Origin of the sequence: Flavobacterium piscis, from assembly GCF_031457575.1 — a bacterium.
GTDB classification, from domain to species: domain Bacteria; phylum Bacteroidota; class Bacteroidia; order Flavobacteriales; family Flavobacteriaceae; genus Flavobacterium; species Flavobacterium piscis_A.
This window is the reverse complement of record NZ_JAVDWQ010000003.1, coordinates 153,495-179,300: the sequence shown is the minus strand read 5'-3', so window position 1 is coordinate 179,300 and position 25,806 is coordinate 153,495. Positions and strand designations below refer to the sequence as shown.

Sequence of the window (25,806 nt, the reverse complement as noted above, 5' to 3'; positions counted from 1 at the left end):
ATATCCCTTTTTATATTTAATTATGAAAAAAACGCTTTTCTTAAGTATAGTATTAACTACTTTATGGTGTTCTGCTCAAAAGAAAGTTTTACAAGCACAAAAAACCGGCGAATTTATCTCTATAGATGGTAAGCTTGATGAAAAAGAGTGGAATGATGCACCCGTGGCTTCCAACTTTGTAATGTACAATCCGGATAACGGAAAAGCAATTCCTGATACACAAAAAACCGAAATCAAAGTTTTATATGATGATAATGCCATTTATATTGGTGCAATGATGCATGATAATGAACCTGATAAAATATTAAAAGAAATCTCTCAACGTGACAATTTTGGAACTGCGGATCTTTTTGGTGTTTTTATAAATGGCTTTAACGATGGACAACAGGATTTTATGTTTTATGTTTCAGCCGCAGATGTTCAGGGTGACTGCATCATGACCGATACTAATGGAGAAGATTATTCCTGGGACGCTGTTTGGGAAAGCAAGGCGGGCCTTACCCCAAATGGCTGGATTGTTGAAATGAAAATTCCGTATGCCGCATTACGATTTTCTAAAGAAGACAAACAAACCTGGGGAATCAATTTTTTCAGGGAAATTAAGCGTCTTCGTTATAAATATACCTGGAATCTGGTTGATTCCAAACTGGGGACATTTACACAGCAAAACGGTACTTTAACCGGAATAGAAAACATCAAACCTCCTACCCGATTGTTTTTATTGCCTTACTCCTCATTTTATCTTAGTGCAGATGCCAATCAAAAAACATATGGAACTTTGAAAGCCGGTATGGATATCAAGTACGGAATCAATGATGCTTTTACTCTTGACGCTATTTTAATTCCTGATTTTGGACAGACGAAATATGATGACCAAATTTTGAACTTAGGCCCTTTTGAACAGCAATTTAACGAAAACAGGGCTTTTTTTACTGAAGGAACTGATTTATTCAGTAAGGGAAATATTTTTTATTCGCGCAGAATTGGAGGACAGCCATCTGCCAAAGCTTCTTTGGATGAAAACGAAGAAATCATTGAAAATCCACAAAGCGTTAATCTTATTAATGCCTTAAAAATTTCAGGAAGAACCAAAAAAGGCTTGGGAGTAGGAGTTTTAAATGCTGTTACTGAAAAAACTTTTGCCACTACAAAGGACGCAATCACTGGGAATACGAGACGACAGGTTGTAGAACCATTAACTAATTACAATGTATTTGTATTGGACCAGCGTTTTCGAAAAAATTCATCCATTTCCTTTATTAACACAAACGTAACCCGCAACGGGCATTTTAGGGATGCAAATGTTTCTGCATTAACCTGGGATTTAAATACTAAAGCGAATACTTATAATTTATCCGGAAATTTTAAATACAGTAATATCAACGAAGTACAAGATAAAGATGGCATTTACAGCTCTCTTAGCTTTGCAGAAACAAGTGGGAACTATCGGTATAATATGGGAATGGATTTCGTTTCAAAAGATTTTGATTCTAACGATTTAGGAATTATTTTCCTGACTAATTATTATAATTTTTATGGAAATGCCAGTTACCGAATTCTAAATCCGACAAAACATTTTAATAATTTCAGACTCAATTATAATATGTATGCTGAATTTAATAAAGAATCCGGTAAAGTACAGGACAATAATATTGAAGTCAGTGTTGATTTAACCACCATAAAAAACCACTATTTTGATTTTGGAATAACTTTTATCCCTTTAGATTCACATGATTATTATGAACCCAGAGCTGAAAACAGATATGTTATTATTCCTAAAAGGCTAGGATTATGGAGTAATTTATCGACTAATTATAATAATAAATTTGCTTTAGATTTGAGTCCGTCCCTTACATTTGCAGATGAACCGGGCAGAATTTCCTATGGTGTGAATGTAGGCCCGAGATATCGTTTTAATGACAAACTTTTATTTACTTACATGTTTAGCTTTTCCAGAAGGAACAACAACAAAGGTTATATTGACACCATTGATGACACCGTTGGCACTCCGGAAACTATTGTATTTGCCAATAGAAACGTAATAACATATTCTAATACCATAGGAGGAAAATATGCCCTGAACAGCAAAATGACACTTAATCTTGCTGTACGTCAATATTGGTCTTATGCCGAAAATAAAAACAACCTGCAACTTCAGGATAATGGGACATTAATTCCTTTTCCAGAGTACTCGGAAAACAAAAATTCGAGTTTTTATTCCTGGAATACCGATTTATCGTACTCATGGTGGTTTGCGCCGGGCAGTCAAATTTCTGCCCTGTACAGAAATAATGCTTCAAATTTCGAACGCATTATCGATAAAGAATTCAACCATAACATATCTGATTTATTGAACAATGAAGCTCTTAAACACATTTTTTCAATAAGTATTAAATACTTTATCGACTATAATGGTGTCAAAAACAAGGTCAGAAATAAGGTTTAGCGTGCATTAATTTTAAAAAATAAAGGCTTCTGTAATTAAATTAGGATTTTTGAACAGGCTTCATTTTATAAAACATAATTGTAGCAATGCTTTCTTGCACATTTTAGAAATGGTTTATCTTTGCCAAAAACTAAAAACCAATGAACAAAAAAGTTATCCTTATGATTTTAGATGGCTGGGGGAAATCACCCGACCCTAAAGTATCAGCAATAGACAACGCACATGTACCATTTATAAACAGCCTGTATCAAAATTACCCAAGTGCCCAGCTTCGCACTGACGGATTAAATGTTGGTTTACCAGATGGACAAATGGGAAACAGTGAAGTTGGACATATGAACCTTGGTGCGGGAAGAATCGTATACCAGGATTTAGCTAAGATAAATTTAGCAGTCGCCCACAAAACATTTGCAAAAGAACAGGTACTTATTGATGCTTTCACTTATGCAAAAGATAATAATAAAAAAGTACACCTTCTTGGATTGGTTTCTGATGGCGGGGTACACTCTCATACTTCACATTTACGCGGATTAATTGATGCCTCGCAGGAATATGGCCTTGATAATGTTTTCATTCATGCCTTTACAGACGGAAGGGACGTTGACCCGAAATCAGGAGCAAAATACATTCAGGACCTGGAAGATTACATCAAAGAAACCCCTGTAAAAATTGCCTCTATCATTGGACGTTACTACGCAATGGATCGTGACAGACGTTGGGAACGGGTAAAACTAGCTTATGACTTGTTGGTAAACGGAATCGGGACATCATCAACTAATAGTGTTGCCAGCATTCTGAATAGCTATGCAAATGATGTTACGGATGAGTTTATTGCCCCTATTGTAATGGTTGAGGAACATGAAAAACCTCTTGCAACAATTATTGAAGGCGATGTAGTTATTTTTTTCAATTTCAGGACTGACAGAGGCCGTGAACTTACAGAGGTGCTTTCGCAACAGGATTTTCATGAGCAAAACATGCACAAATTAAACCTGTATTACGTAACACTTACCAATTACGATGAAACGTACCTGAATGTAAAAGTGGTATACAATAAAGACAATATCACCGAAACCCTGGGGGAAGTTTTAGAAAAAGCCGGTAAAAAACAAATTCGTATCGCTGAAACCGAAAAGTACCCACACGTAACTTTTTTCTTTTCCGGCGGAAGAGAATTACCATTTGAAGGTGAAACCAGACTCTTAAGAAATTCTCCAAAAGTGGCCACTTACGACTTAAAACCAGAAATGAGCGCGTTTGAACTAACAGCAGCTCTTGTTCCGGAATTACATAAACGTGAAGTTGATTTTGTTTGCCTTAATTTTGCCAATGGCGACATGGTTGGTCATACCGGAATTATGAGTGCAGCAATTTTGGCTTGTGAAGCGGTTGATATATGTGTAAAAGAGGTTATTGAAGCTGCTCTTGCCAATGATTATACCACTATTGTAATTGCCGATCATGGTAATTGTGAAACTATGATTAACCCAGATGGAAGCCCAAATACGGCTCACACAACAAATCCGGTACCGATTATTTTAGTTGATAAAGATTTGAAATCTATTCAGGATGGTGTCCTGGGAGATATTGCTCCAACTATTTTACAGTTAATGGGAGTTGAGCAACCTCTTGCAATGACATGTCATTCGTTATTATAAAAACATGTTTTCTATTCTTAAACAATTTGTATTTTAAAAGACATACTATATAATCTTTTGTTTACGCTTTACATAGCGTAATTCCTGATCTTTTCCCATAATGATACTTTTTGTGTATCGCTTATCGCTATTTCAGGACAAGACAATTTTAATAAATAAAAAGCTGCTCTGATATTAGAGCAGTTTTTTTTTACACAAATAAAAGTTAAAATCTCAATATTGATAGTATTGCTATTATATTTGCATTTAAAATAACTTTTTATGAAAACTATACTATCAAATTTAAAAATTCATGTAAACGAAAAAATCTATGTAAAAGATCCCGAAACATCTATATTAGGAAAAAAAATAATTGAGCAAAGTATTCTTCTTATTGATGCTATTGGTTTCGATAATTTTACATTTAAAAAATTAGGAGAAAAAATAGGTTCAAACGAAAGTTCGATTTATCGTTATTTCGAAAACAAACACAAATTATTAGTCTATTTATCTTTCTGGTATTGGAGCTGGATGGAATATAAACTCGTTTTTAGCACTACTAATATCACAGATAAAAAAGAAAAACTCAACAAAGCCATCACAATAGTTACTGAAAAAACAACTGATGACATTTCTCCGGAACATATTAATGAAGCTATTTTAAATAAAATAATTATTGCAGAATTTACAAAAACACTTCATACAAAAGAAGTTGATCAAGAAAACAAAGAAGGTTTTTTTTTAATCTACAAAAGAGTCATTAATAGAATTGTTGCAATTGTTAAGGAAGTTAATCCTGAATATCCGTTTGCTAAATCATTAGTTTCGACCATCGTTGAGGGAAGTTTACACCAACATTTCCTGACGGATCATTTGAAAACAATTACCGATTGTAATGAAAGCATTACAACTACTCAATTTTACCTAAATCTTGTAGAAAACGTTTTACGATAATTATAAAAAACCAACATGACTCCATTAAAACGATTTTACAATTTACTAGAACTAGATAAAAAAGACATTTACCAGATCTTTTTCTATGCAATTTTTGCCGGATTAATTAGTTTATCACTTCCGTTAGGAATACAGGCAATCATAACTTTTATACAATCCGGAAGAGTAAGCGCATCCTGGATCGTGCTAATCATATTAGTTGTTGCCGGAGTAGCACTTGTTGGAATTTTATCTTTAATGCAATTGCGAATTACGGAAAATTTACAACAAAAAATATTTGTCCGGGCTTCGTTTGAATTTGCTGGTCGCCTGCCAAAAATAAAATCGGAGGAATTATATGGCATCTATCCGCCAGAATTAACGAATCGGTTTTTTGACACCATGACCATTCAAAAAGGAACTTCAAAATTGTTAACAGATTTTTCTGCTGCTTTACTTCAAATTGTTTTCGGAATTATCTTGCTATCCTTATATCATCCGTCTTTTATTGTATTTGGTCTTTTATTGTTCTTGCTATTATATTTCATTTTTAAATTTTCGTATAAATCAGGTATAGAAACCAGTTTAAAAGAATCAAAATTTAAATACAAAGTCGCAAGTTGGTTACAAGAAATGGCTCATAATAATTTTAGCTTCAAAAATGAATTAAATCATGATTTTGCCCTTCAAAAAAACAACTCACTGGTAACAGATTATCTTAAATATCGTGAGAAACATTTTAATATTATTAAAAGGCAATTTACACAATTGATCATTTTCAAAATTATCATTACGGCAAGTTTATTATCTATTGGAGGATATTTGGTATTGAGTCAGGAAATGAATATTGGACAATTTGTTGCAGCAGAAATTATCATTTTATTAGTGATTACATCTGTCGAAAAAATTATTCTTGGACTTGAAAGTTTCTACGATGTTTTAACTTCTGTTGAAAAAATAGGACAGGTAACGGATTTGGAATTAGAAGAAAATTCAGATTCTCAAAACGAAAATTGCTATAATAACATCACTTTAGAAACTGAAGATTTAAAATTCAAGTTTCCGGATTCACCAACTAATGCTTTAGACTCTATAACTCTTAAAATTGAACAAGGGGAAAAAATTGTAATTGACGGAAAAAACGGCTCAGGAAAAACAACCCTTATTCGATTATTATCAGGTTTATTAAAACAAAGTTCCGGTGCTTTTTATATCAACGACGATACTTTTAGAAAAATAAATGTAAAACAATATCGCTCGCAAATAGGCCGGATAATTCATAATGAGACACCATTTGAAGGAACCATTTTAGAAAACATCACTTTTAATGATTCTTCCATAAGTTCTGAAGATTTAAAATGGGCAATCGAAGGGGTCCAGCTTAGCTCGTTCATAAAATTATTGCCAAAAGGTTTAGACACGCATATTTATCCTGAAGGAAAACAATTATCTTCTTCTAATGCTCAAAAAATTCTATTAGCCAGAAGTATAATTCATAAACCAAAAGTGCTTTTTTACGAAGATCCTACAGATACTATGGATGAAAATGTTGCCAATGAAATTATTGATTTTATTACTTCAGATGAAAATAAATGGACCATTATTGTTTCATCCAAAAATCCGCATTGGAAGACAAAATCTACACGAAATATAACAATGCAAAACGGCCTTATCATACTTGATCAAAAAACAATGAACCATGCTTAACATTTCTGACAATAAAACAAAGTTACAACCTCTTGATCGATATGAAACTATTAGAAACCTCAGTAACAGACCTCATTATAAGATTTTAAATAAAATTATACTCGGCACTTCAATCTTAGGGATAATCGCTCTTTTCCTCCCATGGACACAGAATATTTCCGGATCAGGATCTGTAACGACTTTAAAACCAAATCAAAGACCACAATCTATTCAAAGTGTAATTTCCGGGCGAATTGAAAAGTGGTATGTGCAAGAAGGTGACTTTGTAAAAAAAGGAGATACAATTCTATTTATCTCTGAAATAAAAGAAGACTACATGGATCCTAATTTGGTAGCAAACACCAAAAACCAGGTAGATGCAAAAAAGAACTCTTTAGAATCCTACGGAGAAAAAATCAATACGCTTTCAAGCCAAATTCAATCTATAGAAAATGAAAAAAATCTAAAACTGGAACAGGCAAAAAACAAAGTCAGACAATCTCTCTTAAAAATAAAAAGTGACAGTATGGACCTTGTTGCTGTAAAAACACAATTACGAATTGCAAATACCCAATATATACGTTCGGTACAATTAAACAACGAAGGATTAAAGCCACTTACTGATGTTGAAGAGAAACATTTGAAGCTTCAGGATGTTGATGCCAAAATTATAACTCAGGAAAACAAATACCTAACAAGCAAAAATGAATACATAAACGCTAAAGTTGAAATTAATCGAATTTCTGCCGAATATTCTGAAAAAGTTGCTAAAGCAAAAAGTGACCAATTTACAACCCTGAGCAATAAATTTGATACTGAAGCTCAGGTAAGCAAATTAGAAAATCAATATGCGAACTATAGCTTAAGAAATGGCATGTATTATATTAAAGCAGTCCAAAGCGGTTATATCAACAGAGCCCTGCAGGCAGGTTTGGGAGAAACGATAAAAGAAGGTACACCAATCGTAACTATAATGCCTTCCCAATACGATATTGCAGTTGAGACTTTTATAAATCCGATCGATTTACCTTTGATTAAAAAAGGAGAAAAAGTGCGCGTTTGGTTTGATGGCTGGCCAACAATTGTATTTTCGGGCTGGCCAGATATATCATACGGAACTTTTGGAGGAAAAATTGTTGCAATCGAAAACTTCATCAGCGATAACGGAAAATACAGAATCTTAATTGCTCCTGATCCAAACGAAGCAAAATGGCCAAAACAGCTAAGTATTGGCTCTGGTTCTCAAACAATTGCTTTGTTAGACACTGTGCCAATTTGGTTTGAAATATGGAGAACCTTAAACGGATTTCCTCCTAATTATTATAAAAGTGACCAGAAAGTAATTAAAGAGAAAAAATAATGAAAACAATACTTATAGCTTTTCTTTTTTTTTATTGTACCGTTTTTAGCCAACAACCAATCTCTAAAGAACTTACTTATAATGAGTTTCTTGGCTATGTAAAAAAATACCATCCTTTGGTTAAAAATGCTAATTTAGAAATAAGTAAAGCACAAGCCAATTTGATGATGGCACGAGGTGGTTTTGATCCCAAAATTGAAGTAGATTTTAGTCAAAAGCAATTTAAAGACAAGGAATATTATTCTATTTTAAACAGCAGTTTTAAAATTCCAACATGGTATGGAATTGAGCTGAAAGCAGGGTTCGACAATAACGAAGGTGTTTATCTTAATCCGGAAAACACAACTCCAAATCAGGGATTAACTTCTTTTGGGATCAGTGTTCCTATAGGGCAAGGCCTGCTTATTAATCAAAGAATGGCGGATATCAGGAAGGCTAAAATTCAGATAAAACTCAGCGAATCTGAAAGAAAACTTCAAGCCGTTAACGTTTTGTATGATGCTTCGGTTACTTATTTTAACTGGAAGAAGAATTTTGAAGAAATGAAACTTTACGAAACTTACAACAAGAATGCTGAAATACGCTTAGAAGGAATAAAATCTTTAATCAATCAAGGCGACAAACCTGCTATTGATAGTATTGAAGCAGGAATTATTGTAAAAAACAGGGCATTGAGTCTTGAAGATTCTAAATTGAAACTAGCCAAATCCAAACTTGAATTATCTAATTTTATGTGGATTGACAACAACATTCCACTGGAAGTTTCAGATGAACTTGTACCGGAAACAGCACTCGAAACTACGTTGCAGGAAACTCTAAAAACAAACGATTTATTGCAAAATGATTTTAATTTAGAAACGCATCCAAAACTAAATGCATTGCAAAACAAAATAGAGATTTTGAATGTAGAAAAAGATTTCAAACAAAACATGTTATTGCCTAAAATAAATATTGGTTATTCTTACTTATCTGAACCAGAATTCATTGACAATTATCGTTTTCAGGATTACAAAATTGGATTAGAGTTATATTTCCCCTTATTTTTGAGAAAAGAACGCGGAAGCTTAAAATTAGCCAAGTATAAACTTCAGGAAAACCAATTTGTGTTAGCTCTGGAAAAAACACAATTAACCAATAAAATTGGTGCACAGAAAATAGAAATCAGTTCGCTGATAAAACAAAAAAAAATTGCTAACGCCTTGGTAGAAAACAATATGACCATGCTGAATTCTGAAGAACGTTTGTTTACTTTTGGAGAAAGCTCTTTATTTCTGATTAATACCCGAGAGAATAATTTAGTAAATGCAAAACTCACTTCTATTGCACTCGAAAACCGATTTTATATCTCCAATTCCGAACTCTTCAAAATTATGGCAAATCCTGATTAAGGTTTAATTTTAAACAAACCTTATGAGTGACATAATTCACTTGAGTTATAGTTAGCGTATATGGGAGCTAACTATAACTCAATGGTTCAATTAAAAGTAGTAACTATCTTTAAGCTTTTGTTTATCCGATTTTAGAAATATAAAATAATCCGATTTTTTAACTCCCTCTCCTTTGGAGAGGGCTGCAGTGAGAAAATTTCACACAAAATAATGATACGTCCATTCAACGCCATAAATTATAAGTCCGATAAGCCCTCCAACCAATGTTCCGTTTATTCTAATGTACTGAAGATCTTTTCCTATTTCTAATTCTAATTTTTCTGAAACTTCCTTCCCGTCCCAGCTTTTTACTGTAGAAGAAATCAAATCTCCTATTATTTTTTTATTATTCAAAAGAACGGAAAGCAAATCATTTTTGATAAAATTATTGATTTTATCAACCATAACAGCATCTTTTTTGAGCCCGTTTCCGAAACCCTGAATCAAACTGGCAATATTGTTTTTAATTGCCGATTCGTCACCTTTATTCAAATCGTTTGTTATTGATAATTTTATCTCATCCCAAATCCCATTAATATAATCCTGAACTTCTTTTTTTCCGGCAAAGCCCATGATGATAGTATTGATTTTAATTCTCATCTCTTCAGAGTTCTTCACTTTATCCAGAAAATCATGAACGTATTCATCTATTTTAAATCGGATTTCACTTTCCGGATTTTTGGCTTCATCCAGAAACTCCTGCAATCCATTAAAAATACCTTCTGAAATACTTTTATCGGCTAAGCCAAAACTCAGAAAAGGCGTAGATTGTTTTACTTTTTTCCGGATCAGTTCTTTGTTGTTACTTAATTCCGTACTCACAACTTCAAGTATATTAGTAAGCAATTCATCTTTAATATTTCCTTTCTGCAATGGTTCTAAAGCCAGTGCTACCCAGTCTCCAAAATTAATGGCTTCTAATTTTTCCCTGAACTGAACCTGAATAAATCTTTTTATATCCTCATCTTTTATCGTTTTCAGGATTCCCGGAATAATATTTAATGCTATAGAATTCGCAATTTTATTGGCATTTTCTTCCTGCGAAAGCCAATCAGAAGCTTTTGTGGCAAAGTTGAATTCATCTAGCTTAATTTCTAATTTTTCACGATTCAGAAATTCTTCAGAAACGAAACTGCCCAGATTTTCTCCAATCTCATTTTTTTTGACCGGAATAATAGCCGTATGCCAAATCGGAATTCCCAACGGATGTCGAAACAAAGCTACCACAGCAAACCAATCCGCAATTCCGCCTACCATTGCAGCTTCACTAAAAGCCTGTAACATCGGGATTTTAAAATAAATCGCAATTATAAACAGAAGTACCGCAGCACCCAGAAGCATTGAAGCATTTCGCTTCATCTTCTTTAAGGCTTTTATTTTAGACAGCGTTTCCTGATCGATTGAAGTTTTCATGATTGATATGTTTTACTACTAATTTAGGGCTTTTTCCTGAGATAAGAAATCATAATGATTTTGATATTCGACAGAAGTATTGTTATTCATCAAAATTTAAAAATACCGGCAGTAATTAATTTCAAAATCAACTTTAAAAAAATAATATTAAAATTGTACTTTTGCGAACTGAAAATCTGAAAAATATGATTATCCAAAAAACAAGGGAGGAAATAGAATTAATGCGCGAAAGTGCTTTGATCGTATCTAAAACATTAGGAATGATTGCTTCTGAGATAAAAGAAGGGGTTACCACATTATATCTTGACAAATTAGCCGAGGAATTCATTCGTGATCATGGTGCAGTTCCTAGTTTTTTGGGATTGTATGATTTTCCGAACTCGCTTTGTATGAGCCCTAACGCTCAGGTTGTACACGGGATTCCGAATAATACCCCTTTGCAAAACGGAGATGTGATCTCTGTAGATTGTGGCGCCTTTAAAAATGGATATCACGGAGATCATGCCTATAGTTTCGAAATTGGAGAAGTTGCCCCTGAAACCAAAAAGCTTTTGCAGGTAACCAAAGAATCCCTTTATGTAGGAATCAGAGAATTTAAAGCCGGAAATCGCGTAGAAGATGTTGGAAATGCGATTCAGAAATATACAGAATCTCACGGATACGGAGTTGTCCGTGAATTAGTGGGTCACGGTTTAGGCCAAAAAATGCACGAAGCTCCTGAAATGCCAAACTATGGTAAAAAAGGCAGGGGAAAACTTTTTGTCGAAGGAATGGTGGTTGCCATTGAACCTATGATTAACATGGGAACAAAAAACATCAAACAACTAAAAGACGGCTGGACAATCCTGACAGCTGACGGAAAACCAAGTGCGCACTTTGAACACGACGTCGCATTAATTGACGGAAAACCAGAAATCTTATCTACCTTCTATTACATCTACAAAGCTTTAGGAATCGAAAGCACCGAAGAAGATGAATTTAGAAAAGTGCCTTTAGTACTTTAGAGGTTACACAAAGATTCACTAAGAAAAACGCAAAGATTCACTAAATTATTTTATCCGTTCTTAATTAATGTACGAAGAAAGCACAGAATCACGTGATGAATTGGATGCAATCTCATATAAAATTATAGGTTTTGCAATTGAAGTTCATAGACAATTAGGTCCTGGTTTATTAGAGTCTGCTTATCAAGAATGTTTGTGTTATGAACTTATGAATGCTGGTTTAGTTGTTGAAAAACAAAAAGCACTACCGATAATTTATAAAGATATAAAACTAGATCATGGATATAGAATTGATTTGTTGATTGAAAATAAAATTGTCATTGAATTAAAAACTGTTGAAGCTTTTACAGATGTACATTTTGCTCAGATACTTACTTATCTAAAACTTGGAAATTATCCATTAGGATTACTTATTAATTTTGATTCTAAAATTTTAAAAAACAACATTAAAAGATTTATAAACACTTTGTGAAGCTTTGTGCTAACTTTGTGAAACTCTGTGAAACGCCCAATGAAAAAACTTTTTAAACTAGTACTTAATACAATTCCGCGCCCATTATTAATTCGCTTGAGTTATGTGGCTCGTCCAATTTTGGCTTTATCATTAAAAGGAGACAAATTTACTGATCCTATTGACGGAAAAAGTTTCAAGTCGTTTTTACCTTATGGATACGGAAAACAACGTAACAATGTGCTTTCGCCAAGTACACTTTCATTAGAAAGGCACCGTTTGCTTTGGTTATATTTAAACGATCAGACTGATTTTTTTACAGCACCGAAAAAAGTACTTCATTTTGCTCCGGAACAGGCATTTTATAAGCTTTTCCGCAAGCAAAAAAATCTGGATTATACGACAACCGATTTGTTTTCGCCTTTGGCAGATGTAAAAGCAGATATTTGCAACCTGCCTTTTAAAGACAACGAATACGATGTAATTTTGTGTAATCACGTTTTAGAACATATTCCGGATGATACGAAAGCCATGCAGGAATTATTTCGTGTTTTAAAACCTGGTGGAATGGCAGTTTTACAAATTCCGCAGGATTTATCGAGAGCTGTAACTTTTGCAGATGATTCGATTACAGATCAAAAAGAACGTGCTAAAATATTCGGACAATACGATCACGTCCGTATTTATGGCCGTGATTATTTTGATAAATTAAGAAGCAAAGGTTTTATTGTAATTGAAGAAGATTACACGAATAAAATTGCACCCGAATTGGTAGAAAAATATTGTCTGGCAAAAGGCGAAATTATTCCGCTATGCTTTAAACCGGAGAATTAAACATTCGATATTTTTTTGAACCATATATAAGGTGATATAAGTTCATTTAAAAACTTTTCGAACAATACAATTCGAAAATAAAAAATCATTTTTTAAGTATTTTGCTTTAGCAATCCGTTTTATCAGCGTTATTTTATTAGTTTTGAATTGAACTAATTTCACAAAAGTCCAACAGAATCAAACTCTTAATTTTGGATATTACAAAATCATTTCAGTTTTGTTTTGACATCAGTTTTGAAAAAAACCTGAATGTTTATATTCCAACAGCTTATATCGTTGAGAATACCGATGAAATTAAATATTTAAACAAAAAAGCAAGTACAAATGTGCTTGAAAGTTTCGGAATTGTTTTTGAAAATTTAGATTCAAATACCAAAAAAATACTTACAGTTTGTGAATCTTTAAAACCTGAATTTATTTTCAAGAAATTCAGTGCCAAAATCAAATCAGCTAAAACCATTGCCGATTTGCAAAAAGATCGCAAAATTGATTTTGCCATTCGTCAGCATTTAAAATTCAATTTAAGTTCCTTTTACGATTTGATTTTGAAGGAACAATTTCCCTTATCAATTAATATGGGATTCGAAAAAGACTTTTATCGGTCCAGGGTCAATATCGACTCTCGTGATTTTGAACCTCAAATTCGATTTGACAAGCATTCTGAAGGCATTACATATACTCTTTCTTTAAAAGAAAACGAAACTACTTTTCTACCCATGAATAGCAGCATTGATATTCTTTTGGATGAGCCGGGCTGGTTAATTATCGATAAAAAATTAGGAAAATTAAAAGAGCTTAATTCTAAAAAACTGACTCCTTTTCTAAAGAAAAAATCAATTGAAATACCTTCAAAATTAGTTGATGATTATTTTAAAAGTTTTATTCCCGAAATAGCCAAAAAAATTGATATTGAAGCCACGGGTTTTGAAATGGAAGTGCGGGATCAAATAATTTCGAGTACGATTCAGCCAGTTTATGATTTCTTTAAAAATTGTTATTACCTCAACCTTTATTTCGATTATAACGGTTACTTATTTGATGCCGGTAAAACTAAAAAAACACATTCATTTGTTGATTTCAGTATTGTTAATGAACCCAAAATAATTCAGTTTAAAAGAAGTGCCGTCGAAATTTTATATACAAAAAAATTGCTTGAAATTGGCTTGGTAAAAGTCAAAAACGAACTTTTTGGGCTGGATACCCATTTAGAAGCCAATGATCCTTATATCAATATTCAATTAATTATTGACAATAAGGAAAAGCTTGAAAATTTAGGTTTTACAATCCAAAACCTGAAACTTGAAAGCAAAGAAATTATTACTGAAAACCATACTGTTTCGGCCTCAAAAGAAACAACCGGCGATTGGTTTGACATTAAAATTATCATTACTATTGGGAAATATACAATCAATTTCAGCGATATAATTCCAAACATAAAAAGCAAGGAAAGAATGTTTATGCTGCCTGACGGAAACTATTTTTTAATTCCGTTAGAATGGTTCAGTAAGTATAGTTCACTGGCTAAACTGGCCAATACAGAAAATGGAAACCTTCTTTTGCGTAAAAGCAATTTCACCGCTTTAGATACTATTCCCGAAATAGAAAATGAGGTAATTGAACAAGCTGAATATAAACCTTCAGATTTACTGAAAGCAACCTTAAGACCTTATCAGATTGACGGGGTGAAATGGCTTCTGGGTCATTTCAACTCGAATTTAGGTGCTTGTCTGGCTGACGATATGGGACTCGGAAAGACATTACAAACCCTGGCCGTTTTAGTTGCTGTTCAGGAACAGTTAGGGTTTACAACCAAAATTACCAATTTTGATTTATTTTCAAATGAAACTACTATTGAAAAAGAACCTTTAAAAGCTCTGATTGTTTTACCTTCCTCATTGGTTTTTAACTGGTATAACGAAGCGGGAAAGTTTACACCGCATTTTTCAAAAATGCAATATGTTGGTAACGACAGAAAATTATTGGCAGGCAGATTAGATTCAACCGACTTAATTTTTACAAGCTACAGCATTGTTCATCGTGATATTTCAATTTTAGAAAAATATAATTTCCGCTATTTAATTTTGGACGAAAGCCAATACATTAAAAATAAAAATTCTAAAATTTTCAAAGCTATTAATAAAATAGATACAGCTCATAAAATGGCGCTAAGCGGAACGCCTGTCGAAAACTCACTGGACGATTTATGGTCGCAAATGCAATTTATAAACCCGGATATTTTGGGCAGTTATGCTTTCTTTGCAGAAAATTTTAAAATTCCGATTGAGAAAAAGCAAGACGAAAATAGTTTATCTGAATTAAAGAACCTTATTCAGCCTTATATTTTAAGGCGAACCAAAGAGCAGGTTTTGAAGGATTTACCCGAATTGACAGAACAGATTTATTATTGCGATATGGATCCTGAACAGGAAAGATTATATGAAAAAGAAAAATCTAAAGCCCGGAATTTTTTACTAAAAACAGATGGATCCAGCCCTGATAAAATTAGCATTATCAACACGCTGATGAAGTTAAGACAACTGAGTAATCATCCAAAAATGATCGATCAGGAGTCGGAAATTGATTCCGGAAAATATATTGCAGTCACTAATTATCTGGAAAGTTTAGTAAAAGAGAAACAAAAAACCATCATTTTTAGCTCCTTTGTTACTAATTTGAGTTTTTACACCACTTGGTGCAAGGAAAACAAAATAGAATTTTGTGAAATTACCGGCGAAACCCCTGCGAAGAAAAGAGAACAGCAGGTAAATCTGTTTCAGGAAAACGAAGATCCTTTGCTATTTTTTATTTCGCTCAAAGCAGGCGGTGTAGGTTTGAATATTACCAAAGCTTCATATGTTTTGTTCTTAGACCCCTGGTGGAACCCTTTTGCTGAAAAACAAGGAGTTGGAAGAGCGCACCGAATTGGGCAATTAAACAAAGTAAATGTGATTCGGTTTATTTCGAAAAATACGGTAGAAGAAAAAATAATCAAACTACAGGAAAACAAAAAGCTATTATCTGATTCACTTTTAGAAGAAAGTTATATTAACGACGAAATCGAAGTTAATTTAGAATACATTTTGGGTGCTTAATAAAATGTTCTTAAAACCAATAAACTAGCATCTTAATACGTTAGATAAAATTGTTATATTTACAATCTTACAACGTAATAAGATGCCAAAATTTTTATATACAAGTTTACTTTTGTTTTTTATTTTTGCTTCCGCAGAAGCCCAGGAAGTACAAACTGAAGTAATTCCACCTTATAATATCAAGACCGTTTCTTTCATTCAAAATGGCAGTAATGTTGTGCCAATATTTGAATTAGGGTCTGGATTTGAATTGCAATTTGACGATTTATTTGGTAACGAAGCCAATTATTATTTTGAAATTACCCATTGCGATTATAATTGGAGACCCAGTAGTATCCCTAAAACCGATTACATTCTTGGTTTTGACAATCAAAGAATTGTAGATTATATAAATTCCTACAATACACTTCAGGTATACTCACATTACAGACTGGCTTTTCCTAATCAGTTTACCACACAGTTACGTCTTTCAGGAAACTATATGCTAAAAATTCTGAATGAAGACAGAGATGTCGTTTTCTCCAGAAAATTCATTTTATATGAAAATCATGCCACAGTTGCAGCTCAGGTAAAAAGAAGCCGTAATCTAAGTAATATCGATTATAAGCAAAACTTAGATTTTTCAATAGCTTCAAATGATATTGTATTTCAGACTCCGTTAAAAAATGTAAAAACACTTTTGATTCAGAATGGAAATTTCAATACAAGTATCAAGAACGTTCCCCCACAATATACACTCGGCAATCAATTGGTTTATAAATACGATAGTGAAACACAATTTTGGGCCGGAAATGAGTTTTTATATTTTGAAAATAAAGACATCCGTGCGGCCAATAATAATGTTGGAAAAGTGGGTGCCAATACTGACATCTATAATGCTTTTTTATATACAAGCCCTGCAAGAGCCAACCAGGTTTATACTTTAAACCAGGATGTGAATGGAAATTTCGTAGTTAAAAATATAAATGCTTCCAATAATGAAATCGAAGCGGATTATGCCTGGGTTTATTTTAGTCTTTCTGCCCCGGCGTTCAGATTAAACAAAGATATTTACATTACCGGAATGTTCAATAATTACAGCTTGTCTCCAGAATACAAAATGGATTATAATGCTGAAAAAGGAGTTTATGAAAAAGCCGTGATGATTAAACAGGGTTTTACTAATTTTCAATACACTGTTGCTGACAAAAATGGGGCAATTGACTATGAAAATGCCATAGACGGAAACTTTTATCAAACTGAAAATGAGTATACCATTTTAGTTTATTATCGTGAAAATACAGAACGTTATGAAAGGGTTATCGGAAAAGGTAATGCGAACTCATTGAATATTATTAACTAAACATTCTAAAAAAGGATTTCAATCGAATCATTTTTTTTTGTAAGTTTGCAGATATAACACACACATATATACTACTTTAGTTATGGTTTCTCAGATAACAAGAGGCATAAAAATATCTGTTTTGACTAGTTTTGAAGGTACGTACTTCAAGAACTACAAGATTCATTTTGCCTTTAGTTATGTTGTTACAATCGAAAATCACAGTAAGGATTCTGTACAATTAACTTCTCGCCACTGGGAAATTTTTGACTCTTTGAATGATCTGGAAGTTGTTGACGGTGAAGGCGTTATCGGAAAAAAACCAGTTTTAAAACCTGGTGAAAATCACACTTACAGTTCAGGTTGTTTACTATCATCTCCATATGGTGCGATGAAAGGTCATTTTAATATGATTAATTTCACTACAACCAAAATATTTAAGGTAATTGTCCCTACTTTTAGAATGTGTGCTCCTTTTGCATTGAATTAACTGAGGCTGATTTCTATCACATCTTCTTTTGTAATGGCGTAAACCTTATCATTTTCCGTTGGAATCAAGTAATAATTTCCTGTAAATTCTCCAAACGCCGGAAAAATCATCTGATTGGGTTTCCTGAAAAAACAGGACAAACTTAAAAATTGTTTTCCCAATCCTCTTAATTGTATGCCGGGGTGTATATGTCCGCAAAAATTAAAAAGTCCATACTCCTCTTTCGGATGATGCGTCAGTAAAAAATCATCAATTACTAATTCGGAATAAATTTCAATATTCAAATCGGCATAATATTTTTTTGAAATGATATCATGATTCCCTTCTATTAAAATTATTTTATGAGAATAGGTTTTGGTCCATTCCACAAATAAATTCCATTCATTATTGATTTTACTGTGAAACAAGTCCCCTAGAAATATAATTGTAAACGGATTAAACAAATCCAAAACCATTTTTAACCTTGCAAAATTTTCAAAAATAGCATCATTGGGAATTCCAATCCCGTGTTTTCTAAAATGTGCTACTTTGCCTAAATGCACATCAGAAATAAGCAGTATCTTTTTTTTCTCCCAAAAAGCGGCACCCGACTGATGCAGAATAAAATCCTGGTTGTTTATTATAATATTCATATTTAAATATAGCAAACCTTTTATAGTCCATCAAAAATTATTTCATGTAACTGACCGTCATTTTTTTAATTCTTTCTGCTAATGTTTCACTGGATAATTTTTCCCTCAATCGATCTGTAATAATTGGAAAACTAAAAGGTGTTGGTTTTTTACATTGTTTCCAGACAATAGTTTGCCGGTTAACCCTTTCTAAAGCCTGAATCAAACGTCCTTCTTCTAACTGATGTTCAAATGTTTCTGAATAAGCCTGCTGAAGCAATAAATTATCCGGTTCATAATCCCTGAAAACTTCAAAGAGCAATTGAGATCCGCTCTGCAAATGTTTTGTTTTTACTGGCCGGCCAAGCATGCCGGTAAATACCAATCCGGCAATTACGGCGATATCCCTGAATTTTCTTCTGGCCATTTCGGTTAGATTAAGGCTTTTTTGCAAATCATGATGCACATATTCTGTTGAAAACAAATTGTTGTCAAAAACTGATTGCATATCAATTTCCTGATCAGAAAGCAATTCAAATCCGTAATCATTATACGCCAGAGAAAAAGTAATTGGAGACAATAAACTAATACGATACGACAAAATACTGGCTAAGGCTTCATGCACAAACCGACCTTCAAAAAGATAAAAAACGGCATGAAAACCTTCTCTCGTTTTAAAGGTTTCAATGAGAAATTCATCAGCATTTGGGACGATACTTTCTTTTCGCTGTCTGGTAAAAATGGGCTGTAATGCTTTTAATTCAGGAGTTAAATTCTCACTATTTGCAGTATATAATTCTTCCCGAAGCAATTCGCTCATTTGTACAGACAAAGCCATTCGTCCGCCCATCCAGCTTACTGTTCGTGATTCTTTTTTGGGATCTGCTTTTCGCACTAACACCTGCATATTTTTCACACTAAATAATTCCAGTCTCTTTCCGGCAAATGTAAAAACGTCTCCCGGCTGTAGTTTTGAGGCAAACCATTCTTCAATATTTCCTATATAACCACCGCTTAAAAATTTAACACTCAGTGATGCATCGCCAACAATAGTTCCAATTTGCATTCTGTGATGCATCGCAATCAATCGGCTGTTAATTTTAAAACGCCCGTCTTCTTCGACTTCAACTTTTTTGTATTCATCATACGCCTGTAAGCTTTGGCTTCCATTGGTAATAAAATTCAGAATCCAGTTCCAGTTTTCCTTTGTGATATTCTGATAACAGAAAGTTTGTCGAACTTCTTCAAAAATTTCATCCGGAATAAATCCGTCAGAAACGGCTAATGTATTTAGATATTGTACCAAAACATCCCAACTGTTCAAATAGGGAATTCGGTCTTCGACAATAGTTTTCGCAACCGCTTTTTTAAGCGCTGAAGCTTCTATTAGTTCAATAGCATGTGTTGCCAAAAAGTAAATCACACTCTCTTTTCCAGGCTGATGACCGCTTCGCCCTGCTCTTTGCAGAAAACGCGCAACACCCTTTGGTCCACCAACCTGAATGATGGTTTCAACTGGTGCAAAATCAACTCCCAAATCCAGACTTGAAGTACAAACGACTACTTTTAGTTCTTCATTTCTAATGGCATTTTCGACCCATAAACGTGTTTCTCTACTAATGCTTCCGTGATGCATGGCCATATCTCCGGCAAACTCCGGATATTTCTCCAATATCGCCTGAAACCACATTTCGCAGGCAGAACGCACGTTGGTAAAAATTAAAGTGGTTTTGCTTTTCCGCACTATTTTGGCAACCTCATCGATCAAATGCAGTCCCATGTGACCACGCCACGGATAACTGTCCATTTTGTCGGGCAATATCGAAAGTACTTTTATTTTTTTATTAATGTGGGCTTTAATCAAAACCGAATTTTGATAGGCTTCAGAATTTATTCCTAATAATACTTGTTGCGCCAATTTCAGATTCCCTATTGTAGCAGAAATTCCCCAAATGCGCATTTTAGGTGCAATGGTTTTTAATCGGGACAAGGCCAATTCCATTTGGACACCGCGTTTTGTTCCTAATAATTCATGCCATTCATCAACGACTATGGCTGAGCAATTAGCAAAAGTTTTCGCAAATTCTTTTGAAGCCAAAAGCAATTGCAGACTTTCCGGAGTGGTAACCAGCAAATCGGGCATTTTTTTGCTCTGCTTTGTTCTTTCGCTTTGGGAGGTATCTCCGGAACGAATTCCGACTGTCATTTGTGTATCCAAATCATGAAGAATTCTTTCAGCAGCTTGTTTTATTTCTACGGAAAGTGCTCTTAAAGGTGTTATCCAAATAGCTTTTAAACCGGGTTTATGTTTAGCTACGCTCCGTTCGGCTTTGCCTCGGGTGGTTTTATAATTTGGATTTTTCTTCATGTAATCAAGAACTATCGGAAACCATAAGGCATAGGTTTTTCCGCTTCCGGTTGGAGCGTTTAGCAAACCATTTTTGCCTTGCAAAAAAGCAGTCCATGTTTGGGTTTGGAACGGAAATACTTTCCAACCCTGATCGTGAAACCAATTTTCCGCAATAGCATATAATTCTTCTCTATTCATTTTTTGTGCTGCCTTGTAAAATCATACTTTTTAAATCTTCAATTGAATTAGCGTCTTCAATTTTCTTGTCCTGTCTCCATCTCAAAATCCTTGGAAAACGGGTTGCGATTCCACTTTTATGTCTTTTTGAAAGCGCAATGCCTTCAAAGCCAATTTCGAAAACCAATTGTGGCGTTACACTCCGAACCGGACCAAATCGTTCCAAAGTATTTTTTTTGATAAAATCATCTACTTTTCTGAATTCGGCATCGGTTAAACTGGAATAGGCTTTGGCAAATGTGACCAATTCACGTTCTCCTTTATCGTTATTTTGCCAAAGTGCAAAAGTATAATCGGTAAATAAATTTGATCGTCTTCCGTGACCTCGCATGGCGTAAGTCAATACAGCATCAATTACCAACGGTTCAATTTTCCATTTCCACCAATCGCCTTTTTTTCTTCCCACCAAATAAGGCGAATTGTTGCGCTTTAACATCAAACCCTCACTTTTCATTTCCCTGGCCCGCATTCTTTCGGCAGTCACATCTTCCCAGGAATGGAGCAAAACTCTTTCTGATAATTGAAAGTGTGGCGTTTTATCTTTTATCAAATCGTATAATTGTTCCAATAATAATCTTCTTTCCGAATAAGGTAAATTTCGAATATCCTGACCTTCCCATTCTAAAATATCATACGCTTTTAAAATTACCGGTACTTTTTCGAGCAAGCTGGCTGATATTGTTTTACGTCCGATTCTAGTTTGCAAATCGTTGAAAGTTCCAATTTCTCCTTCTGTAAAAGCTAAGATTTCAGCATCAATAACGGTTCCATCCGGAATAATTCCGATGAAGGATTTAAACTCCGGATATTTATCAGTAACCAGCTCCTCGCCTCTTGACCAGACATACATTTCGTTTTCACGGATAATGGTTTGTGAACGGATACCATCCCATTTATGTTCAACCGACCAGTCTTCCGGATTTCCGAGATTATCAACTTCTCCTTCAATAGGATATGCCAAATAAAACGGATAGGGTTTTGATAAATAATCGCTGCTTTTTTCATCCAAAATTAATTCCTGAAAAGTGATTGTGTTTGGATCCCAATTTCCCATTAATTTATAAGCCAAAGCATCTTCATCCACATCTTCTGCTTTTGATAAGGCACGCGTCATTAATTTCTGGCTTACACCGATTCTTAAACTTCCGGTAATTAATTTGGTAAAAACAAAACGTTCGTAATAATTGAGTGCCAGCCAATTCTGGTGTAAATATTCTTTTTTTTCAGAATCTGATTTCTTTCTTAGTGCAATGATTTCCTGAAGAAATTCAGTTAAACTTTTATCAGAATGTTCTTTTGTGGTTGGAATAATTAAGGCTATAGTTTCGGCCAAATCGCCTACGATGTGATAACTCTCTTCAAAAAGCCATAATGGAATATTCGCCAGTTCATTTGCCCAAATTCTCAACAAAGTAGTATTAACGGGTCTCGGCGGACGACGATGTGACAAAATCGCAATCGTCCATACTTTATCTTCCGGCGATGCATTTTTAAAATACGTCGTCAGAGCATCAACTTTTACGTTCGTTTTATTCGAGCTGTCAAGGGTTTTTATGAGTTGGGCGAAATTTTTCATCTACAATTCGTTATTTCCAGAAATAATCGGAGTCTCATTTTGTTCGAATACAACTTCTTCCTTATCCTCTTTTTCCATTTCTGCCGCTTCGCCTTCGTATTGAGTTTTCTCGGTTCTGGCATCGAAACCCAATTCTCTCAAATACTTAGAAAAAATATCCGTGTAACCATGTGTACAGATAATTTTTTCTGCTCCGGTTGCTTTGATGCTGTCTAATAAAGAATACCAGTCGCAATGATCGCTTAGCACAAAGCCTTTGTCAATTGCACGTCTTCGTCTTGCTCCTCGAAAAGCCATCCAGCCGCTTGCAGAACCTGTGACAAATGGTGTCATTTTTCTGATCCAGATACTTCCGTGTGCACTTGGCGGAGCGAGAACTATATTGCCTAATAAATCCTCTTTTTTAGTTTCGCGGGTTACTAAATTTGTTGGCGGAAAATCCACCATCGGACGCAAAACATTCGTCATGTTTTCTATTGCGCCATGGGTGTATATTTTTCCAATATCAGTATCTAAATATTTTAATAATCGTTGTGCTTTGCCTAAAGAATATCCAAAAAGTATGGATGTTTTTCCCTCAGCTTTATTCTCTGCCCACCAATTATTGATTTCTGTGATTACTTCTTCCTGTGGAGTCCAGTTAAAGGCTGGCAATCCAAAAGTACATTCGGTTATGAAAGTGTGACATTTTACCACTTCGTAGGGAACTGAAATTCCGTCATCTTCGGTTTTATAATCTCCCGTAAAAACCCAGACTTCCCCATTATGTTCTACCCGAATTTGTGAACTTCCGATAATATGTCCGGCAGGATGCAACGAGAACTTTACATTATTAATTACGAAGGTTTCTCCCCAATCTTTTCCGGTCACATTTATTTCGCCCAACCGATGACGAATGATAGGAACATTGGTATGATGCGTAATATAATTTTGATGCCCCCATCGTGAATGATCAGCATGCCCATGGGTAATAATTGCATTTTTTACCGGCCGCCATGGATCGAGATATACATCCGCCTGCTGACAGTAAATTCCTTTATCATTAAAAGCTAAAAGCGGAATTTTCATAGTAATAAAAAATTGAAGTAACTCAAATTTAAAAACTTTATAGAATACATATTTACAGGCTGACCGGATTAGTTTATTTAATTACAACATTTTAATATTGTATTGTGATATAATCAAAATTACCTTTGTACTTTTGCATAAAATTAAACAATTCGTAATTTTAAAATATCTCGTCCCATGTTAAAAGGATTCTTTCATGTACCAAAAGCGGTAAACGAACCAGTTAAAGGATACGCACCAAACTCACCAGAAAAAGCAGCTGTTCAGGCGGCCTACACTTCAATGTGGAACACTAAAATTGATGTTCCTTTATACATTGGTAGTGAAGAAATCAAAACTGGAAACACTAAAACAATCTCAGCTCCCCACGATCACAAACACATCGTAGGAACTTATCATTTAGCTGAAAAACAACATATCGAAAAAGCGATCGCCAATGCGCTTGAATCAAGAAAAGCATGGGCAAATATGGCATGGGAACAACGTGCTGCTATTTTCTTAAAAGCGGCTGAACTTATTGCCGGTCCATACAGAGCCCGTATTAATGCAGCTACTATGATTGGCCAGTCTAAAAATATTCACCAGGCAGAAATTGATGCTTCTTGCGAATTAATCGACTTTTTACGTTACAACGTAGAATTCATGACTCAAATTTACGGAGATCAGCCAAAATCGGATTCTACTACCTGGAACCGTTTAGAATACAGACCACTTGAAGGTTTTGTTTATGCGATTACTCCTTTTAACTTTACTGCAATTGCTGCCAATCTACCTGCAAGTGCTGCTATGATGGGTAATGTTGTAGTTTGGAAGCCAAGTGACAGTCAGGTATTTTCTGCAAAAATCATTATCGAAGTTTTCAAAGAAGCTGGTGTTCCTGATGGGGTTATCAACGTTGTTTTTGGTGATGCTTTGATGATTACAGATACTGTTTTAGCAAGCCGTGATTTCGCCGGAGTTCACTTTACAGGGTCCACTCATGTATTTAAAGATATCTGGGCTAAAATTGGAGCTAATATTCACCATTACAAAACATATCCAAGAATTGTTGGAGAAACAGGTGGAAAAGATTTCATCATTGCGCATCCAAGTGCTAATGTAAAACAAGTTGCTACCGGAATTGTTCGTGGTGCATTTGAATTCCAGGGTCAAAAATGTTCTGCTGCTTCAAGAGCTTATATCCCGAAAAGTTTGTGGCCTGCTGTGAAAGAGCAATTAATCACGGATGTAAAATCGATGAAAATGGGTTCTCCGGAAGATTTCGGAAACTTTATTACTGCAGTTATTCACGAAGGTTCTTTTGATAAATTAGCTGGTTTTATTGATCAGGCGAAAAAAGATGCTGATGCTGAAATTATCGTTGGTGGAAATTACGATAAATCTGTAGGTTACTTTATTGAACCAACCGTTATTGTAACAACAAACCCGAAATATACAACAATGGAAACCGAATTATTCGGACCCGTTATTACAATATATGTGTACGAAGATGCTAAATGGGAAGAGACTTTAGAATTGGTTGACACTACTTCTGAGTATGCTTTGACAGGGGCAGTTTTCAGCCAGGATCGTTATGCTATTGAAGTAGCAACTGTGAAATTGCAAAATGCTGCTGGTAATTTCTATATCAATGATAAGCCAACAGGAGCTGTTGTAGGAATGCAGCCTTTTGGCGGAGCAAGAGCTTCAGGAACTAACGATAAAGCGGGTTCTGCGTTGAACTTATTACGTTGGGCTTCTCCTAGAACGATCAAAGAAACTTTTGTAACTCCGGAAGATTACAGGTATCCATTTTTGGGATAAAATAGTCTTAAAGTCGAATGTCAAAAGTCCTAAAGGCTTTGTCAATATAAAAAAGCCGAATCTTACA

Annotated in this window: 18 protein-coding genes; 13 read left to right on the top strand and 5 right to left on the bottom strand. The window is 34.4% G+C overall.

Annotated elements, in window-relative coordinates; genetic code table 11:
- Window positions 1–22 precede the first annotated feature (22 nt).
- From J2W48_RS06100 to J2W48_RS06075, 6 genes are all read left to right on the top strand, one after another.
- Complete coding sequence (locus J2W48_RS06100) at window positions 23–2,446, top strand: DUF5916 domain-containing protein (protein WP_310279430.1); 2,424 nt, start codon at window positions 23–25, stop codon at window positions 2,444–2,446.
- A 140-nt stretch (window positions 2,447–2,586) separates the two neighbouring features.
- Complete coding sequence (gpmI, locus tag J2W48_RS06095; RefSeq protein ID WP_310279428.1) at window positions 2,587–4,104, top strand: 2,3-bisphosphoglycerate-independent phosphoglycerate mutase; 1,518 nt, start codon at window positions 2,587–2,589, stop codon at window positions 4,102–4,104.
- 261 nt (window positions 4,105–4,365) lie between these two features.
- Window positions 4,366–5,037, top strand: a complete 672-nt coding sequence (locus tag J2W48_RS06090; RefSeq protein ID WP_310279426.1) for a TetR/AcrR family transcriptional regulator — start codon at window positions 4,366–4,368, stop codon at window positions 5,035–5,037.
- A gap of 15 nt (window positions 5,038–5,052) precedes the next feature.
- On the top strand, window positions 5,053–6,723 hold the full coding sequence (locus J2W48_RS06085; RefSeq protein ID WP_310279424.1) for a peptidase domain-containing ABC transporter: 1,671 nt from the start codon (window positions 5,053–5,055) through the stop codon (window positions 6,721–6,723).
- The gene (locus tag J2W48_RS06080; protein ID WP_310279422.1) at window positions 6,716–8,062 is read left to right on the top strand and encodes an HlyD family secretion protein; all 1,347 of its coding nucleotides are present in this window, start codon (window positions 6,716–6,718) and stop codon (window positions 8,060–8,062) included. The genes J2W48_RS06085 and J2W48_RS06080 overlap by 8 nt, the downstream gene beginning before the upstream one ends.
- The gene (locus J2W48_RS06075; protein WP_310279420.1) at window positions 8,062–9,450 is read left to right on the top strand and encodes a TolC family protein; all 1,389 of its coding nucleotides are present in this window, start codon (window positions 8,062–8,064) and stop codon (window positions 9,448–9,450) included. Before J2W48_RS06080 ends, J2W48_RS06075 begins: the two co-directional genes overlap by 1 nt.
- Before the next feature lie 198 nt (window positions 9,451–9,648).
- Here the strand turns inward: J2W48_RS06075 and J2W48_RS06070 are convergent, their stop codons facing one another.
- Window positions 9,649–10,902 (bottom strand): DUF445 domain-containing protein, encoded by a 1,254-nt coding sequence (locus tag J2W48_RS06070; protein ID WP_310279418.1) that lies wholly within the window; start codon window positions 10,900–10,902, stop codon window positions 9,649–9,651.
- Window positions 10,903–11,087: 185 nt separating this feature from the next.
- On the opposite strand from J2W48_RS06070, the gene map reads away from it, so the two are divergent.
- The 6 genes from map to apaG all read left to right on the top strand — a co-directional run bounded on the left by map (window position 11,088) and on the right by apaG (window position 18,094).
- Window positions 11,088–11,906 carry a type I methionyl aminopeptidase gene (gene map / locus J2W48_RS06065; RefSeq protein WP_110348911.1) on the top strand — a complete coding sequence of 273 codons (819 nt, stop codon included), beginning with the start codon at window positions 11,088–11,090 and terminating at the stop codon, window positions 11,904–11,906.
- 67 nt (window positions 11,907–11,973) lie between these two features.
- The gene (locus J2W48_RS06060) at window positions 11,974–12,378 is read left to right on the top strand and encodes a GxxExxY protein (RefSeq protein ID WP_310279415.1); all 405 of its coding nucleotides are present in this window, start codon (window positions 11,974–11,976) and stop codon (window positions 12,376–12,378) included.
- 39 nt (window positions 12,379–12,417) lie between these two features.
- Window positions 12,418–13,191 carry a methyltransferase domain-containing protein gene (locus J2W48_RS06055; protein ID WP_310279413.1) on the top strand — a complete coding sequence of 258 codons (774 nt, stop codon included), beginning with the start codon at window positions 12,418–12,420 and terminating at the stop codon, window positions 13,189–13,191.
- A gap of 191 nt (window positions 13,192–13,382) precedes the next feature.
- Entirely contained in the window at window positions 13,383–16,283 is a 2,901-nt protein-coding gene (locus J2W48_RS06050) for a DEAD/DEAH box helicase (RefSeq protein WP_310279411.1), read from the top strand.
- A gap of 82 nt (window positions 16,284–16,365) precedes the next feature.
- Entirely contained in the window at window positions 16,366–17,625 is a 1,260-nt protein-coding gene (locus J2W48_RS06045; RefSeq protein ID WP_310279409.1) for a type IX secretion system plug protein, read from the top strand.
- A gap of 82 nt (window positions 17,626–17,707) precedes the next feature.
- Entirely contained in the window at window positions 17,708–18,094 is a 387-nt protein-coding gene (apaG, locus tag J2W48_RS06040) for a Co2+/Mg2+ efflux protein ApaG (protein ID WP_110348906.1), read from the top strand.
- Here the strand turns inward: apaG and pdeM are convergent.
- Genes pdeM through J2W48_RS06020 form a run of 4 tightly spaced genes read right to left on the bottom strand, consistent with a single transcriptional unit; the run spans window position 18,091 to window position 23,936 of the window.
- Entirely contained in the window at window positions 18,091–18,726 is a 636-nt protein-coding gene (pdeM, locus tag J2W48_RS06035) for a ligase-associated DNA damage response endonuclease PdeM (protein WP_310279406.1), read from the bottom strand. The two genes, apaG and pdeM, sit on opposite strands and share 4 nt — an antisense overlap.
- Window positions 18,727–18,763: 37 nt before the next feature.
- Window positions 18,764–21,253: a ligase-associated DNA damage response DEXH box helicase gene (locus J2W48_RS06030; protein WP_310279403.1), complete on the bottom strand. Its 2,490-nt coding sequence runs from the start codon at window positions 21,251–21,253 to the stop codon at window positions 18,764–18,766.
- On the bottom strand, window positions 21,246–22,868 hold the full coding sequence (locus J2W48_RS06025; protein ID WP_310279401.1) for an ATP-dependent DNA ligase: 1,623 nt from the start codon (window positions 22,866–22,868) through the stop codon (window positions 21,246–21,248). The genes J2W48_RS06030 and J2W48_RS06025 overlap by 8 nt, the downstream gene beginning before the upstream one ends.
- Window positions 22,869–23,936, bottom strand: a complete 1,068-nt coding sequence (locus J2W48_RS06020; RefSeq protein WP_310279399.1) for a ligase-associated DNA damage response exonuclease — start codon at window positions 23,934–23,936, stop codon at window positions 22,869–22,871. It abuts the gene before it with no gap.
- A 177-nt stretch (window positions 23,937–24,113) separates the two neighbouring features.
- Between J2W48_RS06020 and pruA the strand changes: the two genes are divergently transcribed.
- Complete coding sequence (gene pruA, locus J2W48_RS06015; RefSeq protein ID WP_310279397.1) at window positions 24,114–25,739, top strand: L-glutamate gamma-semialdehyde dehydrogenase; 1,626 nt, start codon at window positions 24,114–24,116, stop codon at window positions 25,737–25,739.
- Window positions 25,740–25,806: the final 67 nt, after the last annotated feature.

Excerpts from the sequence above, each read along its gene's own strand:
- pruA (WP_310279397.1), top strand. The coding sequence starts at position 24,114 with ATGTTAAAAGGATTCTTTCATGTACCAAAAGCGGTAAACGAACCAGTT.
- J2W48_RS06020 (WP_310279399.1), bottom strand. The coding sequence starts at position 23,936 with ATGAAAATTCCGCTTTTAGCTTTTAATGATAAAGGAATTTACTGTCAG.
- pdeM (WP_310279406.1), bottom strand. The coding sequence starts at position 18,726 with ATGAATATTATAATAAACAACCAGGATTTTATTCTGCATCAGTCGGGT.
- J2W48_RS06075 (WP_310279420.1), top strand. The coding sequence starts at position 8,062 with ATGAAAACAATACTTATAGCTTTTCTTTTTTTTTATTGTACCGTTTTT.
- J2W48_RS06060 (WP_310279415.1), top strand. The coding sequence starts at position 11,974 with ATGTACGAAGAAAGCACAGAATCACGTGATGAATTGGATGCAATCTCA.
- map (WP_110348911.1), top strand. The coding sequence starts at position 11,088 with ATGATTATCCAAAAAACAAGGGAGGAAATAGAATTAATGCGCGAAAGT.
- J2W48_RS06025 (WP_310279401.1), bottom strand. The coding sequence starts at position 22,868 with ATGAAAAATTTCGCCCAACTCATAAAAACCCTTGACAGCTCGAATAAA.
- gpmI (WP_310279428.1), top strand. The coding sequence starts at position 2,587 with ATGAACAAAAAAGTTATCCTTATGATTTTAGATGGCTGGGGGAAATCA.
- J2W48_RS06080 (WP_310279422.1), top strand. The coding sequence starts at position 6,716 with ATGCTTAACATTTCTGACAATAAAACAAAGTTACAACCTCTTGATCGA.
- J2W48_RS06055 (WP_310279413.1), top strand. The coding sequence starts at position 12,418 with ATGAAAAAACTTTTTAAACTAGTACTTAATACAATTCCGCGCCCATTA.
- apaG (WP_110348906.1), top strand. The coding sequence starts at position 17,708 with ATGGTTTCTCAGATAACAAGAGGCATAAAAATATCTGTTTTGACTAGT.
- J2W48_RS06100 (WP_310279430.1), top strand. The coding sequence starts at position 23 with ATGAAAAAAACGCTTTTCTTAAGTATAGTATTAACTACTTTATGGTGT.
- J2W48_RS06070 (WP_310279418.1), bottom strand. The coding sequence starts at position 10,902 with ATGAAAACTTCAATCGATCAGGAAACGCTGTCTAAAATAAAAGCCTTA.
- J2W48_RS06090 (WP_310279426.1), top strand. The coding sequence starts at position 4,366 with ATGAAAACTATACTATCAAATTTAAAAATTCATGTAAACGAAAAAATC.
- J2W48_RS06030 (WP_310279403.1), bottom strand. The coding sequence starts at position 21,253 with ATGAATAGAGAAGAATTATATGCTATTGCGGAAAATTGGTTTCACGAT.
- J2W48_RS06045 (WP_310279409.1), top strand. The coding sequence starts at position 16,366 with ATGCCAAAATTTTTATATACAAGTTTACTTTTGTTTTTTATTTTTGCT.
- J2W48_RS06085 (WP_310279424.1), top strand. The coding sequence starts at position 5,053 with ATGACTCCATTAAAACGATTTTACAATTTACTAGAACTAGATAAAAAA.